At 40.2% G+C, this 15758-nt stretch carries 14 protein-coding genes; 9 read left to right on the top strand and 5 right to left on the bottom strand.

Going from position 1 to position 15758, the window contains the following annotated elements:
• Together R8N46_RS12350 and R8N46_RS12345 are read right to left on the bottom strand one after the other, a co-directional pair.
• Positions 1 to 783 carry a glycosyltransferase family 2 protein gene (locus R8N46_RS12350; protein WP_140367259.1) on the bottom strand — a complete coding sequence of 261 codons (783 nt, stop codon included), beginning with the start codon at positions 781 to 783 and terminating at the stop codon, positions 1 to 3.
• Positions 784 to 818: 35 nt separating this feature from the next.
• Positions 819 to 1874, bottom strand: a complete 1056-nt coding sequence (locus R8N46_RS12345) for a glycosyltransferase family 9 protein (RefSeq protein ID WP_318098401.1) — start codon at positions 1872 to 1874, stop codon at positions 819 to 821.
• A gap of 107 nt (positions 1875 to 1981) precedes the next feature.
• Here R8N46_RS12345 and R8N46_RS12340 point away from each other — a divergent pair, with 107 nt between their 5' ends.
• The 9 genes from R8N46_RS12340 (at position 1982) to R8N46_RS12300 (ending at position 12004) form a co-directional block, all read left to right on the top strand.
• Positions 1982 to 2389, top strand: a complete 408-nt coding sequence (locus R8N46_RS12340; RefSeq protein ID WP_318098402.1) for a diacylglycerol kinase — start codon at positions 1982 to 1984, stop codon at positions 2387 to 2389.
• Between the two features lie 11 nt (positions 2390 to 2400).
• Positions 2401 to 3117, top strand: coding sequence for a 3-deoxy-D-manno-octulosonic acid kinase (locus R8N46_RS12335; RefSeq protein ID WP_318098403.1), 717 nt, complete (start codon positions 2401 to 2403; stop codon positions 3115 to 3117).
• A 159-nt stretch (positions 3118 to 3276) separates the two neighbouring features.
• Positions 3277 to 3951, top strand: a complete 675-nt coding sequence (locus R8N46_RS12330) for a cytidylyltransferase domain-containing protein (protein ID WP_052499839.1) — start codon at positions 3277 to 3279, stop codon at positions 3949 to 3951.
• Positions 3952 to 4212: 261 nt separating this feature from the next.
• Entirely contained in the window at positions 4213 to 5403 is a 1191-nt protein-coding gene (locus R8N46_RS12325) for a hypothetical protein (protein WP_043035981.1), read from the top strand.
• An 8-nt stretch (positions 5404 to 5411) separates the two neighbouring features.
• Positions 5412 to 6881, top strand: a complete 1470-nt coding sequence (murJ, locus tag R8N46_RS12320) for a murein biosynthesis integral membrane protein MurJ (protein ID WP_318098404.1) — start codon at positions 5412 to 5414, stop codon at positions 6879 to 6881.
• Position 6882: 1 nt separating this feature from the next.
• Entirely contained in the window at positions 6883 to 7698 is an 816-nt protein-coding gene (locus tag R8N46_RS12315) for an aldolase/citrate lyase family protein (protein WP_046874098.1), read from the top strand.
• Positions 7695 to 8249: a sugar transferase gene (locus R8N46_RS12310; RefSeq protein ID WP_043035978.1), complete on the top strand. Its 555-nt coding sequence runs from the start codon at positions 7695 to 7697 to the stop codon at positions 8247 to 8249. The genes R8N46_RS12315 and R8N46_RS12310 overlap by 4 nt, the downstream gene beginning before the upstream one ends.
• A gap of 1 nt (position 8250) precedes the next feature.
• A complete protein-coding gene (gene asnB, locus R8N46_RS12305; RefSeq protein ID WP_064377030.1) occupies positions 8251 to 10020 on the top strand; it encodes an asparagine synthase (glutamine-hydrolyzing) in 1770 nt (589 codons plus the stop codon).
• A gap of 64 nt (positions 10021 to 10084) precedes the next feature.
• Positions 10085 to 12004, top strand: a complete 1920-nt coding sequence (locus tag R8N46_RS12300; protein ID WP_395238926.1) for a polysaccharide biosynthesis protein — start codon at positions 10085 to 10087, stop codon at positions 12002 to 12004.
• Positions 12005 to 12110: 106 nt separating this feature from the next.
• On the opposite strand, the gene R8N46_RS12295 is transcribed toward R8N46_RS12300, so the two are convergent.
• From R8N46_RS12295 to waaF, 3 genes are all read right to left on the bottom strand, one after another.
• Entirely contained in the window at positions 12111 to 13310 is a 1200-nt protein-coding gene (locus R8N46_RS12295; RefSeq protein ID WP_318098405.1) for an O-antigen ligase family protein, read from the bottom strand.
• 120 nt (positions 13311 to 13430) lie between these two features.
• A complete protein-coding gene (gene waaA, locus R8N46_RS12290) occupies positions 13431 to 14708 on the bottom strand; it encodes a lipid IV(A) 3-deoxy-D-manno-octulosonic acid transferase (RefSeq protein ID WP_213966053.1) in 1278 nt (425 codons plus the stop codon).
• Entirely contained in the window at positions 14702 to 15757 is a 1056-nt protein-coding gene (gene waaF / locus R8N46_RS12285) for a lipopolysaccharide heptosyltransferase II (protein ID WP_318098406.1), read from the bottom strand. The genes waaA and waaF overlap by 7 nt, the downstream gene beginning before the upstream one ends.
• Between the last annotated feature and the right edge of the window lies 1 nt (position 15758).

The raw sequence follows: 15758 nt of genomic DNA, 5'->3' as shown, positions 1-15758 counted from the left end.
TTATTGCTCTTTATTGTGTTTTTTCACGTAGTCACGCAGCCACAGATCGGCATAACGGGTAAAAGTGGTGTTTGCGCTTAACACGGCTAGCAAAAATCCGTGTCGTCCATCTAAGAAGCCACGCTTGATGATATACATTTTAAAGAATCGAAAAAAACCGTGCGTAAATGCACTAAGTAGAGAAGCGGTTTTTTTTCCTTCTCTCTGGTCAGCCCAAGACTGCATATACAACTGAGTCTTGCGGGTATATTCACCTAGCCTTTCGTAGGTAAAATGCTTGAGACGCCCGTTCAATGACACGATGTTAAATCCATTTGGAATGACCACGCTTTCGTGCACCAATGCATCGTTGTATTGAGTTTGTGAAGTTTTATACAAACGGACTACCCAGTCAGGAGACCAGCCAGAGTGACGAATTTCTTTGGCAAAGGCAGTGGTTAGACGATTAACTTGGTAGATGTTTTTGTCTTTGTGCTGACTGATAGCATTCAGTATGTCTTGACGCAGTTCGCCAGTTACGCGCTCATCAGCATCTAGCCAAAGAACGAAATCGGACTCGATATAAGTTTGAGCAAGTTGGCGCTGTTTGCCGAACCCCTGCCAGTCTAAGTTAGAGTAAAACTTATCTGTGTATTGCCTTGCGATGGATTCAGTATTATCCGTACTGCCAGAATCTAGGATGACAATCTCATCGACCCAATCTCTCACAGTGTCTAGACAAGCTTTTAAGTGCTTCTCTTCATTTTTTACGATTAAGGCAACGGCTAAGGTTGGTTTGGACAAGGTCATTTCCTTCTTAACAAATCAAGACAGTAAGTTTACTGGTATTGAGGATACAAATCTTCTAAGACTTGATCGAACATGCTCATTACTTGAATGTTAGTAATGCGGTTCATTGCCGTTTCATCTTTAGCGCGAGTTCGCCAGCTTAACTCGTGACTGTTTTTGCCTGTTTCCGCAAAGATCGTTTCTTCATAAACCGAGACAACGTATTTTAGGTAGCGGTAAGGTCCCACTCGAAGCGGATTATGGTGTGCATAGAGCCCGATGATTGGCGTTTTCATGGCATTTGCCATGTGTGCTGGTCCGGTATCGGGGGCGATGACCATTTCAACCTTATCTATTAACGCAAGCATTTGCAGAATTGAGCTTTGTCCAACTAAATTTAGACACGGTTCTTCCAAGCGAGATTGAATGGCCTCTGCCAGGTCCAATTCTACCTGAGCAGGGCTGCCTGCCAGAATCACGTTCCAGCCTTTTGCTCTGGCGTGATGAATCACATCCACATAACCTTCCGCGTTCCAGTTTTTATAAGCTTTGCTCGCACCAGGCACAATCAACAGGTTAGGTTTACTACGAGAAATATGAGACTCTGCCCAAGCTTGGTCGCGGTCTGAATAAGAAAGTACCCAGTCTAGTTCTGCCTTTGGTACCCCAATTTGATGGGCAAAGGCCATTAAGCCATCTGCGACATGCAGAGATTGCGGGGAAGGCACTTTGACATTGGTAAATAGTGTTTGAAAGTCCTGGCTTCTATCAGAAGAGAAACCAAGTTTGTATTTTGCTTTAATGCCCAACGTTGCGACACTCGCTCGAATCGCGTACTGCATATGCAATAGCGCATCAAACTCTCTGCCTTTCAGCTGTCGCCAAAGTGATTTGTAGCCATCAAGTCCCGCTTTTTTATCAAAAACAATCACTTCTACACCATCGATGGCGGTTAATAACTGGGCTTCAAGTTTACCCGTTATCCAAGTAATCTGGGTCGAAGGCCAGTGTTTCTGAATAGCTTGAATGGTGGCGATAGTATTGCAAACGTCTCCGATAGCTGACAAACGCAAGACGCATAGTGACGATGGGGCAGAAGTGAACATAATTATTGTCTGATTCGATGAATAGAGGCAGGTAAATTATGCAGACATCCCCAATAAATGTAAAATACACGGCTCGAATATAGCTAAGTACTGATAAGTGTTCTGCAATGTCAAAGACAAGACCACATCAATCGCAAGAATCTGGCAAGCCGGGTAACACCGGGCTAAAGCGCATCGTTAAAGCGACGGGTTATTCGATCCAAGGATTAAAAGCGGCTTTTAAGCATGAAGCTGCCATTCGACAAGAGTTGGCTCTGTTGAGTATTGCTGTGATTTTGGCTTGGCTAGTGGATGTCGACATGGTTGAGCGTATCTTAATGATCGGGGTCGTGGTATTAGTCTTGATTGTAGAGCTTGTAAACTCAGCGATTGAGGCGGTAGTGGATCGTATCGGTATTGAACGGCATGAGCTCAGTGGTCGAGCTAAAGATATAGGCTCTGCTGCCGTTATGGTTGCTTTGGCGTTTGCTGCATTTACTTGGTTGTATATATTAGTCAGCCGATATTTAGGCTAGAGGATGAGCGTATGACTCAACAGTATAAAAACAACAACCAAGTGATATGGTTTGATGACGAGATCATTACAGACCCTAGCCAACCGATATTTGATGCGGAATACTGGCAGTCCTCCGACAAGGTGGTTGGCAGTGCGACGGGGCGAGGTACGACATGGTTTATCCAACTAGAGAACATGCAAGCGGCACTACGTCATTACCGTCGTGGCGGTTTGTTTGGGAAGTTAGTTAACGATCATTATTGGTTCTCTGGCTGGGATAATACCCGTTGTGCGCAAGAGTTTCAGCTTTTGTTGGCGCTAATTGAGGCTGGGGTGCACGTTCCTTGTCCTATTGCAGCAAGAGCCGTAAAGTCAGGACTCTTCTATCAAGCTGATTTATTAAGTGAGCGAATCCCAAACGCCAGAGATCTGGTTAGTATCTTGCAAGAACAGTCTTTATCGGTAGAAATGTATCAGAAAATAGGGCAAGAAATTGCCAAGATGCATCAGGTTGGCGTTAACCATACCGATTTGAATATCCACAATATCTTGATCGACGACAAAGATAAGGTATGGATTATCGATTTTGATAAGTGCCGTTTTGAGCGAAGCTCTGAGTGGCAAAGTGCCAATTTATCGCGACTGAAGCGTTCATTTTTGAAGGAGTTAGATAAACGCCGGATAAAGTGGCAAGAAATTAACTTTGAAGCCTTACGAGATGGTTATAACCAAAACACTACGCAATAATTTGAAGTGTCCACCTAACGCTACCAACAAATCTTTGATTGTGTGGTTAACTTGTTATAGTCAGTGTAAACTTGATTAGTTTAAGAAACTTTAGGATTGTGCGATGCTTGACGCGGTATAATCCTTAATACCAATCTAATATTTATACAGGTGATTAATGTGGATGTTGTAGCAGTAATAGTTGCTCGCGGTGGAAGCAAAAGAATTCCGAATAAAAATATTCTTCCAATCAATGGCGTTAGCCTCTTAGAGCGGAAAATTGATACTCTAAAGCAATGTCCCTCTATTAGCCGTGTTGTTGTCGGTTCTGAAGACGTAACGATTTTAGAACTAGCAAAAGCAAGAGGTGCAGAAGTAGTAAAGAGACCAGACTACTACTGTGATGAAGCACGAGCTAGTGCCAATGATATGATAGGAAACATGTGTAGTTTGATTTCCGCAGATGTTGTTGTTTGGGCTCACTGTACAAACCCATTAGTATCTGTCGATACTTATGAGAGTGCTGTTAACGCTTTTTTTGAGGCTGAACAAGAAGGGTACGACTCTTTGTTATCGGTGTATGAATTGAAAGAGCACTTATGGGACTCTAATTTTCAAGTTTTAAATTATAACCCATATGCGGAAAGGCATACGCTAGCATCAGAGCTGGAGCCGCTTTATGCACAAGATGGTGCTATTTTTATTCAAAGGCACAAAAATATGTTGAAAAATAGTTACTTCTTCGGTGCTAAGCCTAAGCACTTTATAATGCCAGTAGAAGAAGTTTTTGATATCAATTTCCCTGTAGAGTTCAAAATCGCTGAGATATTACTATCTCGGTGTGAAGATGAATAGTTAACTACAAAGCTATTGAATACAAAAAATATGAAGCTAGTAGGCAACAAGGCTATTATCACAACGACTTTCGATTATTACTATCTAGTAATGCTATTTGTTCTTTCGTTTTATCTAATAATACATTGCTTGCATATTAGTGTCCTTAGCTACCTATAGTTTATATATTATTAAATAATGACTAAGTTATTGCGACATAGATTAAAAGTGCAGTTAAAGAATATAAGCAACGCTGTAAAATCTTAGTTTTAAGGTCAGGAAATGAAAAAAAAACTGCTAATGGTATGTTACGGTGGTGGGCACGTAACGATCATTGAGCCCCTTTACCAGCAGCTCAAAGATAAATACGAGATAACGGTCCTAGCTTTGACTTTGGCCGCTCCTTACTTAGCTGCTCGGGGCGTACCTTATGTGACATTCCGATCTTTCAAAGAACTCTTCGATCCGGAAGTCGTTACTACTGGTGAAGGCCTCCTTGCGAACCTCGAGCATAATGGTGAAGTACAATATGAAGATAGCTTATATTACATGGGTTGCTCATACTATGATCTTGTCGAGAGCGTAGGTCTGGAGGAGGCAAAGTCATTGTATGAAAGCAAAGGAAGAGCTGCTTTTTATCCAGAGCCCACGTTAATAAAAATTATTCAATCTCTTTCTCCTGATATGCTTATCACAACGAATGCAATCAGAGCAGAACGAGCGTCTTTGTCTGCGGCGAAGAAGTGTGGTGTACCGACGCTTTGTATCAACGATGGGTTATGGATTGAAGGTGGGCTTTCAGGAGTTTTAGATATCGCTAATGACGAGTTAGCTGATATCATTTGCGTCCTTTCCAGTGAAGTTAAATCTAACTTGGAAGCATCAAGAAAAAGTCGCTCAGCTCGAATTGTTGCCACCGGTACGCCAGTTTTTGACAGTATCAAATTGACAGAAAGAAGAAAAAAAACAAATCAGTTAACGCTTTTGTTCGCTGACTGCCACCTGCCTAAACATTTTCATTTATATCCTGATATTGTAGGTGACCCGGAGTTTGCATTTAGAGTCCGAGAAAAGCTCAATGTTCTTGCTCAAGAACATGATTGGAAAGTTATTGTAAGGCCGCATCCAAATCAAGTTATTGATTATTCAGACTACAGTAACTTGCATGTCTCAGGTAAGAATGATTCACTTCATGAGCAGTTAGCTCAGTCAGATATTGTTTTGACTAATATGAGTACCGTTGGCTTAGAGGGCAAAGCCATGGGGTTGGGATTAGTTACATTAGAAGGAACTGTTTTCAACCGCTACAATTCATTCTATAAGGCTGGTTTATCCACCCCCGTATTTCATGAAAGTGAGCTGTACAATGCCATTATTGAAGAGCTTGAAAGAGCCACTCACGGCATAAGTCTATATGAAGGCTTAGCTACAGAAAATATTTCACGTGAAATTTCTAGATATCTAGGTTCCTAGCTATACCCATGAAGAAAATCTTCCTTAGTGCATTAATTGTTTCGCTGGGACTGTTTATCGGTCGTTTTAGTGGCTTTCTTCGTGAAATAATAATCGCAAATAATTTTGGGGCAACAGAAAACAGTGATTTTATTGTTTTATTGCTTACAACCCCAGACTTTTTAGTCAACTTACTCATGGGCGGTGCCATGAGTATGGCACTAGTTCCTGAGTTTAAGAAATTAAATGAAGAAGATAGTCAGTTACTTTACAAACAAGTAACTTCAGTAATGTTTCTTTTTGGTTTAACAGTTTGCTTGCTTTCTTATCCACTTAGGAGTGACTTAATATCATTTCTTGCTTTGGGAATGAATGAGACATTTATAGAAACCAATCAAGATTACTTCTTCTTTAGCTTAATTGCATTGCCTTTTTCATTGGCAACTGGTGCTTCGTTAGCTTATCTAAATTCCAAAGAAAGGTTCACAACTACTTCTTTGAGTACGTTAATAGTTAATCTTACTATTATTGTATTTGTTTGCTTAACAGCCTTTTTAGATAGTGGGTTTATCTTAATATCGATTGGCTTGGTGTTAGCGTCTCTAATGAGGTGGCTGTCACAAGTACTTGCTATAGGGTTACCCCCATTTTTTATCAAACATGAAAGAAATTTAATAAGCAGAGATTTATTATCTAGATATTTTTATGCTTTGGCTGCAGGTGGTGTTATCTTCCTTTTACCAATAATTGTCCGTACCGTCGCTTCCATTGATGGGGGAGGGTCGTTGTCTTTAGTGAACTACACAATTAAGTTGGTAGAGCTGCCTTTAATTATCCTATCGACGGTATTTAGTATAATATTTCTTCCTAAACTATCGGGAATATACTCGAATGGTAATGAAGGTAAGTTCTTAAAACTAGCATCCAATATATTATGTTTTAGTCTTTTTATGTCCATACTTGTGACGACAGCAATGGTTCTTTATGCGGATACTATAGTTGAAACTATTTATGGTTGGGGGGCGTTAAGTCACCATCAGTTGATGAATATTTCTGAATATTTGAAAACGTATGCCATAAGTTTGCCGTTTCAGTGCGTGAACGGCATTATTCTGGCTGTTTTTTCATCAAGAAGGGATACTAAGCGACCTTTCATAGTTACTACCCTATTGGGTATTGTCGTCTTTTCTTTTTTAATATTGGTAAAACCACCAATTGAAGATTTGCTTTATTCTCTAATAACTTTTTACGCCACTACAGCAATATGTTTTTTGATTGCTCTTCGAGCCGGGCATAAGATTTTTCCATTCTATGTAGATATGAGAATACTTGTGCTTGGTATTTCCTTGCTATTGATGACGTTTGTTATTTTGTACTCTGCAAAGAACTTTGTTATTACATTAGAACCTATTATTGGAACCTTTACTATAGGAGTATACGTAACATCAGTTTTATTAGTGTTTGTTTTAATGTTTAGGTTTATGACTAGTAGGAGTTAGTATGAATTTAATGTATATAACTAATAATCCAGAGATTGCTTCTTATGCTAACAGTTGTGGTATTAGTCGTATTTTTGTTGACCTGGAAGTTCTTGGTAAATATGAGCGTCAAGGGCATTTAGATACTGTAATAAGTAATCATTCTGAAGAAGATATCAATAAGGTTAAAACGGCATCAGGTTCATCTGAAGTATTAGTTCGCATCAACCCTTTCAATAAAAACATTAGCAAAGAAGTCGATCGAGCTATTGCCGAGGGTGCTGATATCATTATGTTACCAATGTTTCACTCAAAAGAAGAGGTGAACAGTGTTGGTAAGATGATAAATGGCAGAGCCAAATTCATTCCTCTTATTGAGACAAAATCTGCAGCCGAGTCTCTAGAAACTTATGTTGATAGCCCGTATGTATCAGAGTTCTATATAGGGTTGAATGACTTGCATAGAGAGTTAGGCTTTCGTTTTATGTTCGAGATCATTTCAACGGGATACTTGGATCAATTAGTTGCGGCAATAAAAACTTCTGGAAAGCCATTTGGCTTTGGGGGCGTGGCTAGAGTCGGCGAAGGGACATTACCTGCTAGTTTGATTTTGGGAGAACATGCTCGTCTTGGTTCAAGTGCGGTTATATTGTCCAGAGCATTTCATCAGCGTTCTAAAAACCTTGAGGAACTAAAGAGTAAACTCGATCTAGAGCTAGAAGTATCGCGCTTGTATTCCGAGATAGAGAGATTGAAAAATAGGACTTATGAGCAGATTCAACATGATAAAAACGAACTAAAAAGAATTGTGGACGGCATTGTAGAAGGTGAGATGTGAAAACTATTTTTGATTGTTTAGTTTCGGCGTTGGCATTGATTTTACTCGCGCCACTTTTGTTTGTTGTTGCGATCATCATCTTCGTCGATGATCCAGGTTCACCATTTTTTAAACAAAAAAGAGTGGGGTTAGGAGGGAGAGAGTTTGGGATGTATAAATTTCGTAGTATGAAATGCAATGCATCCGAAGTAGGTCCTTATTTCACTCAACAAAATGATCCAAGAATCACTAGAGTTGGACGAGTGATCAGAAGAACAAGTATTGATGAATTACCGCAACTTATAAACGTGCTATTGGGTGATATGAGCATCGTTGGCCCTCGTCCTGACGTCCCCGTCCAAGAAAAAAACTATACGCCAGATGAGTGGCAATTACGTAATAGCGTCAAACCGGGAATCACGGGTTTGGCTCAAGCTACGGTGCGTTCAAATACGACACCAGAAGAGAGAACCCGATTAGATCTAGAATATGTAAAGACTCATAGCATTTATCTCGATCTTAAAATTATAGCGATGACAGTGAAGCAAGTTATTAGAAAAGGTGGGAATTAATATGTGCGGTATTTTCGGTTACTTCGACTTTTCTAATCGTTCTTTAAGCGAAGAAACGGTGCGTGCCATGGGGGAGGCGATTGTATATCGAGGACCTGATGGCATGGGGTATTACCACCGGGAAGGTAGAGCACTCGGAAACCAGAGATTAGCAATCTTAGATTTAGAGCACGGACAACAGCCTTTTTATTCTGATGAGCACGATATTGTTGTAGTTCAAAATGGTGAAATATTTAACCATGTTGAACTTGCTCAAAAACTTGCTGGGACCCCTTTCGAGTGTAAAACAACATGTGACACAGAAGTATTGTTAAGACTTTACCAAAAGTACGGTATTGACTTCATTTCAATGCTAAACGGTATGTTTGCAATCAGTATTTACGATAAGCGCATAGACACTATGTTTCTCATTCGTGATCGCGTTGGAGAAAAGCCACTATATTATGCAAATCACAACGGAATGTTGGCCTTTGGTTCGGAAATAAAATCAATCTTGAAGGTAGGTATTCCAAGAGAACTAAACAAGAAAGCATTAGATAGTTATATCTCTTACAATTATGTGGTACCACCCATGACAATGTTTTCTGGTGTGGAGCATGTCATGCCGGGAAGCTACCTCTCTATTTCTAATTCAGGCATTGAAGAAGTCTCTTGGTGGGATGTCGCTGATGTCAATCCAGAAGAAGCAAGTGAAGCGGCCTGGATTGAGCAATTGGACACGACTTTAGATGATGCAGTTCGACTTCGTTTAAGAGCTGATGTCCCGTTTGGTGCGTTCTTATCTGGAGGAGTAGATTCAAGCTCCGTTGTTGGGTATATGGCGAAGCATTTAGAACAACCAGTCAAAACATTTTCGATTGGGTTTCATGATAAAAAGTACGATGAATCCCCCTACGCAGAGGCTGCGGCCAACAGGTTCAATACTGAGCATGTTTGCGAAAAAGTAGAAGCAAACCTCCTGAACTTGTGGGGGAAATCAACATATCATTGCGATCAACCGCATGGTGATGTTTCATTTATGCCGACGTATAAAGTCGCAGAACTTGCTTCAAAAGAAGTGAAAATGGTTTTAACAGGCGATGGGGCTGATGAACTGTTTGCGGGATATGATAAATACAAAAACTTTTTTGATTCAGACACTGACTCGCTAAGTGACGAAGAGTTTCAGATTAAGTTTTTGGAAAGTATTTCGCTATTCCAACAAACATCGAAGAGTAAGCTATACAGCGATTCTATGATGGAAGCTTTGGCTGGGGTAGACAGTCACTACTTTGCGAAACAAGCATTTAAGAAAGTAAAGCATCAGGACAGAGTAAACCAAGCCTTATATATAGACACCAAGCTATTACTGCCTGGAAATAACTTGGTTAAACCGGACCGAATGGGAATGGCGGTCTCTATTGAAAACCGTGCTCCATTTCTAGACTTTAGAATGATTGAGCTAGCTTTTTCAATTCCAGGTGAATTAAAACTACACGATGGTGAGACGAAGTACATTTTCAAAAAGACTGTATCTAACCTGATAGGCGAGGAGTTAGCTTACCGTAAAAAGCAAATGTTCACAGTTCCAATTGGCGAATGGCTCAAAACGGACTTAAAGGACATGGTTTCCGATCTCTTATTTAGCGAAAAAGCCAAATCAAGAGGAATTTTCAACCATGATTTTGTCCAAGAGCTTTATGAAAATCATTGTAAAGGCACCTCAAATAATACTCGAGAGATTCGAGCTTTAATGGCAGTTGAACTTTGGTTTAGAGAGTTTATTGATTAGTGTATTCAGTCATGGGTTTATGCTCATGGCTGATTAACAATATGTATTCTCATGTACGAAATGCATGAGTAAGCTCAAGTTGGTCGTAATGAAAGAGTTTTTTTTGAGACGTAGAGTGAAGGATACGTTAGTAGCCCTCTCCGATTTTAACTTTATATTACTGTCCTTTTGGATGGCAGTTTTCACAAGGTTTTATCAGCTAGAGTACTTGATAGATTACTCTAGCTACTTATACCTATCTATTTCATCCGCTACTCTCTTTGTCTTTATCTGTTGGATTCGAGGTGTTTACAAACACGTGCTAAGACATGCGATGAATAGTATTGCAAAGTTAATTGTAAGCTCATTATGTATTGTCGTACTTTTTTTAGGTTTTACCTCCTATTTTAATCAGGTAATGCTGCCGCGAACATTACCAATATTATTCTTTTGTTTTTCTTTCATTTTAACCTTCTTTTCGAGGTTTGTTATTGTAAGTCTTATTGAAGGGGCTTCATCGAAAGGTAAAGAAAACATCATTGTTTATGGTGCAGGAAAAGCCGGACGGCAATTGGTTGTAATGTTGCAAAAAGGTGAGTTGTACAATGCTAAAGCATTTATTGATGATAACCCAACTCTAGTTGGAAGAACGATTGTTGGCGTTAAAGTTTACTCACCCAAGAATATTGCAGGCTTAAAGCGTAAGTACGGTATTCAAAAAGCGATCTTATCCATTCCTTCAGCGCCGAAAAAACAGAAAGCGGAAGCTGCTTCTCTGCTGTCTACAATGGGGATTGATGTTTTGACAATTCCAAACTTGGATGATCTTGTCTTAGGCATTGTAAAGATAGACGAGTTAAAAGAGGTAGCGATAGAGGATTTGCTTGGTCGTATACCAGTCGCACCAACCCAGAAACTGTTAGAAGCGAATATTAAAGGTAAAGTTGTAATGGTGACTGGGGCGGGAGGCTCTATTGGTTCTGAGTTATGTCGCCAGATTATTAAGAATAAACCAAGAAAGCTGGTTCTTTATGAGCTTTCAGAGTTTGCGTTGTATCAGATAGATAAAGAGTTAAATAGTTACATTACGAATGAAGGCTTAGATTCAGAGGTGATACCTTTGCTTGGCTCCGTCCAACGCCAAAATCGTTTATCGGCTGTGATGAACGCGTTTAAAGTAAACACGGTGTACCATGCTGCAGCATACAAACATGTTCCATTAGTTGAGCACAACGTTGTAGAGGGCGTTAGAAACAACGTTTTTGGTACGTACTACACCGCCATGGCCGCAATCGAGAGTGGTGTCGAGTCTTTTGTATTGATATCAACCGATAAAGCTGTGAGGCCGACAAATGTTATGGGAGCCACGAAACGTTTAGCTGAGCTAGGCTTACAGGCACTCGCTGAGCAGCAACTTCATGACGCTAAAGGTACAAGGTTCTGTATGGTTCGCTTCGGCAATGTTCTCGGTTCATCCGGCTCTGTCGTGCCTTTGTTCAAGCAGCAAATTGAGCATGGAGGCCCGATCACTCTGACTCACCCAGAGATCACTCGATACTTTATGACCATTCCAGAAGCTGCACAGTTGGTTATTCAAGCTGGAGCAATGGGTAAAGGAGGGGACGTATTCGTACTTGATATGGGAGAGTCTGTGAAGATCATCGACTTAGCTAAAAACCTCATTAATCTTTCGGGGCTGGAGGTAAGAGATGATGAGAATCCTGATGGTGATATCGAAATACGCTGTACAGGCTTAAGACCTGGTGAAAAGCTCTATGAGGAGCTATTAATTGGAGATAATGTCAAGAAAACTAGCCATGAGCGTATTATGACCGCTCATGAGACCTACTTACCGCTTGATCAGTACCAAGACATACTCTGCAAGTTAGATGAAGCTTGTCATAACTTTGAGCATGATAAAATTCGGAGCATATTGCTTGAAGCTCCAACAGGTTTTAAGCCGACTGATGGAATATGCGATCTTGTTTGGAAAGCTAACCTGTAGAGGCTCGTAGGTTAAAAATGAAAGCGGCCTTCGAGTATCTCATGGGCCGTTTTTAGGTAAAAAATTTAGAACGTAGCGTTTTATAAACTTTCTCTTAGTGTTCACTCTATTCTTCTTTACTTTGTATCCAACATAAAGATATGAGTGCGATGAACATTATGAGTGGCTGAGCATGATTTATAGGTATGTCCGTAAAAGCTGAAACCCAGAAAACAGTTAATACACCAAGCACAATGCTTGCCGGCAGTGTGTCTAATTTTCGTACCTGTGATAAAGGGAAGAAAAATAATACGATAAGTAGTGCCAGCCCTACTAGGCCTTGTTTTACAAGAGTATTGATGTATTGATTGTGGTAGTGCCCCCATTGAGCTGTATCTTGCTCAATAATGCCTTTATTAGCTAACGTTTCTCGAAATGATTTCTCTTTACTGCCCAAACCGAATATCGGTTTCTCAAATATCGAATAGACACTTGAATGCCATAACTTTATTCTTGCTCCAATCGATGTGTCTGTTCCACCTTGCTTGATTGTTTCAATCGCATTTTCGGTGCTTTTTACTCTCTCGGAAACAATAGAAGAATGAATTGTGAAAGATAAAATAGTGACAGTAATAATAGATAGCAACCTACCATATTTAAGGCATTTCTGTCTTTGAGTGAAAATAACAACAATAAATAAAGAGCAGAGTAAAGCTAAAAATGGTCCTCTTGAAAGGCTTATTACCAATGAATTAAAGCTAAATATAAAAGCTATTAGACTTATATTTCGAATTTCTTTTGTTTTAGTAGTTAAAAAGTAACATATCGAGGCAGTTGCCACAGCTGCGGAAATTGTTGTGTATGGTATAGGGTTTATATCCCATAGTGCTCTAGGATTGTTCCAAATATACATGTTAAGAGTGGTGTACGTTAACATGAATAAACTGGAAATAAGCAAAAGCCAGTGAAGATTGTGAAATAGTTTGTCCGATAGTTTATCTGGAAAAGAAACAAGGAAGACAAACATGATTGCATAAGCACGCAAGGAGTCGTTGGAGATTGAACTATTGTATTCTTTATAAAATATAGTTGATAATAACATTATGCCAATAACTTGAGTCCACCTATTCTTGGTGATGTTATGGATGATTGTTTTGCAACCATAGTTCCAAACTGAACTAATTAGAGAAATTACTGACAGTACGATCATCGCTTTGTAAGAATCAGAGTTTACCAGTTGACCCGAAAAAGCCCATATTATTGGCGTGGATATTAGCCATTCGTGTAGGGATATCTTGCTTATACTTACTTTATCAATAAATTTCATTTTGACAGCTCTTTGAGAACTCAATGTGATGGCTTATTTGTTATCAAGGCACCACTTTATTACTAAGCTTTATGTGTATGCTCAATGCTTGGCTTAAATGTTAATTTTATATTATAAAATTTACTGACCATTTATAGCGTTAAGCTTCTGGATTGTGGATTTTAAAGCCCCACATCTTTTAGACGTAAATGCTTTTAACTTGCTACTTATTTCATTCCGTTGATTTTTGTTACTCATATAGAGTGCTGTATAAAGTGCAATTTCCTGAGAATTTTGGGCAATATCTATAACACCTTCTTTCTTCATGGTGACGACAATATCTTCAAAGTTGAAAAAACTAGGTCCGGTTATGGTTGGAACGCCCAAAACCGCTGGCTCTAACACATTGTGTCCACCGACTTTATCTCCGATTAGACTGCCACCCATAAAGCAGATGTCCGCAGCGCCCATCAAAGTTAGCATCTCGCCCATAGTATCGCCGAGATATACTTGAGTATTAGTCTCTACTGAATGTGTTGAAGTACGACGCACAGTGTTAAAGCCTTGCTGTTGGCAAAGCGTGAAGACATCATCAAATCGTTCTGGATGGCGAGGAACCAAAACGAGTAAAGCATTTGGATGAGATTTTAAAACTTGTCTATGTGCATCTAATACCTGTTCGTCCTCGCCTTTGTGGGTGCTAGCTGCAATCCAAATCGGACGATCGTTTCCAAGCTGGGCTCGAAGCTGCTGTCCTTGTTGTTTCACTTGCTCTGATATTTGAATATCGAACTTAATCGAGCCAGTAACGGATAGTTTCTTTTTCTCAACGCCTAAGCGTTCGAAGTGCTCTGCATCTGAATCCGTTTGGCAGAGTACTTGAGTTAGGCATGGATGAAGCTGGTTAAAAAGCCGCTGTATTTTGGCGTAGTTCTGACATGATTTTTCAGATAGGCGCGCATTCACGACAGTTATAGGGATACCCGCTTTGTGAACATTGTGAAGCGTGTTTGGCCACAGCTCAGTCTCAATGATCAACATCTGTTTTGGTTGCACTGCTTTAAGAAAGCCTTTGATAGCAAACCCAAAGTCAATTGGCATATAGCGGTGTTCAATTAAATCACCCAACTTAGCAATCTGTTCAGCTCCGGTACTTGTTGTTGTAGTAACTAGAATAGATTGTTTGGGGTTTTGTTCCTTAAGGGCTTTAATTAAAGGTGTTGCTGCTATGCTTTCACCAACAGATACGGCATGTATCCAAATAGGTTTGTCGTTGCTTTTTAGCTTGGGAGTGATACCAAAGTGCTCTTTCCAGCGAGAGCCGAACTTAGGCTTATTTGGTTTGCTCTTGTACAAACCAAATAAAAGCAGCGGTGACGCTAGAGCGAGTAGTAAGGTATAAACAATACGAACTAACATGAGCTTATCGTAATGGCGTCAAGTTTTTGGATGCTATCTAGCACTTGCTTAGGCGAAAGTTCTGTCAAGCACTTGAGGTGTTCGTATTGACATTCACGCTGGAAACAAGGGCGACAATCAATATCGGTATGAACAATCTCCACTTTTTCTGCAAGTGGAGGGGTGTACTTCGGTGAAGTTGAGCCATACACGGCAACAACATTACAACCAACCGCAGCTGCCACATGCATTAAGCCTGAGTCGTTCGCGACAACAGTCTTACATGCAGCAAGCAGATCGACAGCTTCAATTAAGCTGGTTTGGCCTGCTAGAACATGAATGTGCTCATGGCATTGCGTCGGAACAAGTGCGCGAATATTGTTACAAGTCTCTAAGTCCTTTTGAGAACCAAACAACCAGATTTGATACCCAGATCGAGCCATTTGCGTCGCAACTTCAGCGTAGTGTTTTTCGGGCCATTTTTTTGCGGGACCAAACTCTGCTCCTGGGCACAGTCCAATAATTGGTTGGTCTTGCGTTAAGTTGAATTTTTGGATCGTGGCTTGTTGCTCTGCTTCGTTGATTGCAAGGCGTGGGCGAGGTAAGGTTTCAAGCCCGCCAAGAGAATTAGAGTCCACCATTTCTGCTTTTGGATAAGCTAACGCTACATAGCGCTCTACCATGTACTGAAAAGACTTCATGTTAGGGCGTAAGTCATTCAATAAACCATAGCGCATTTCTCCTTTCCAGCCAGTACGAAGAGGAATGTTGGCAAACCATGGGATCAGTGCTGATTTCGCTGATTTAGGCAAGATATAGGCGTGGTCATATTGCTTTTCACGTAATGATTTACCAATTTCTCTGCGGCCTAATAAATTAAACTCACCATGACCGATAGGCATTTCAATCGCTTGGTGGATTTCTGGCATACGCTCAAGAATCGGTTTACACCATCCAGGAGCAATGACATCGATAGTGCAGTTTGGGTGTTGGTGTTTAATGACTTTGTATAGTGATTGTGACATCACCATATCGCCAACCCATGAAGGGCCAATAATGAGTATTTTCATG

The sequence above is a fragment of the Vibrio sp. 1874 genome (genome assembly GCF_033344395.1).
Taxonomy (GTDB): domain Bacteria; phylum Pseudomonadota; class Gammaproteobacteria; order Enterobacterales; family Vibrionaceae; genus Vibrio; species Vibrio alginolyticus.
This window is presented reverse-complemented; position numbering and strand designations above follow the sequence as displayed.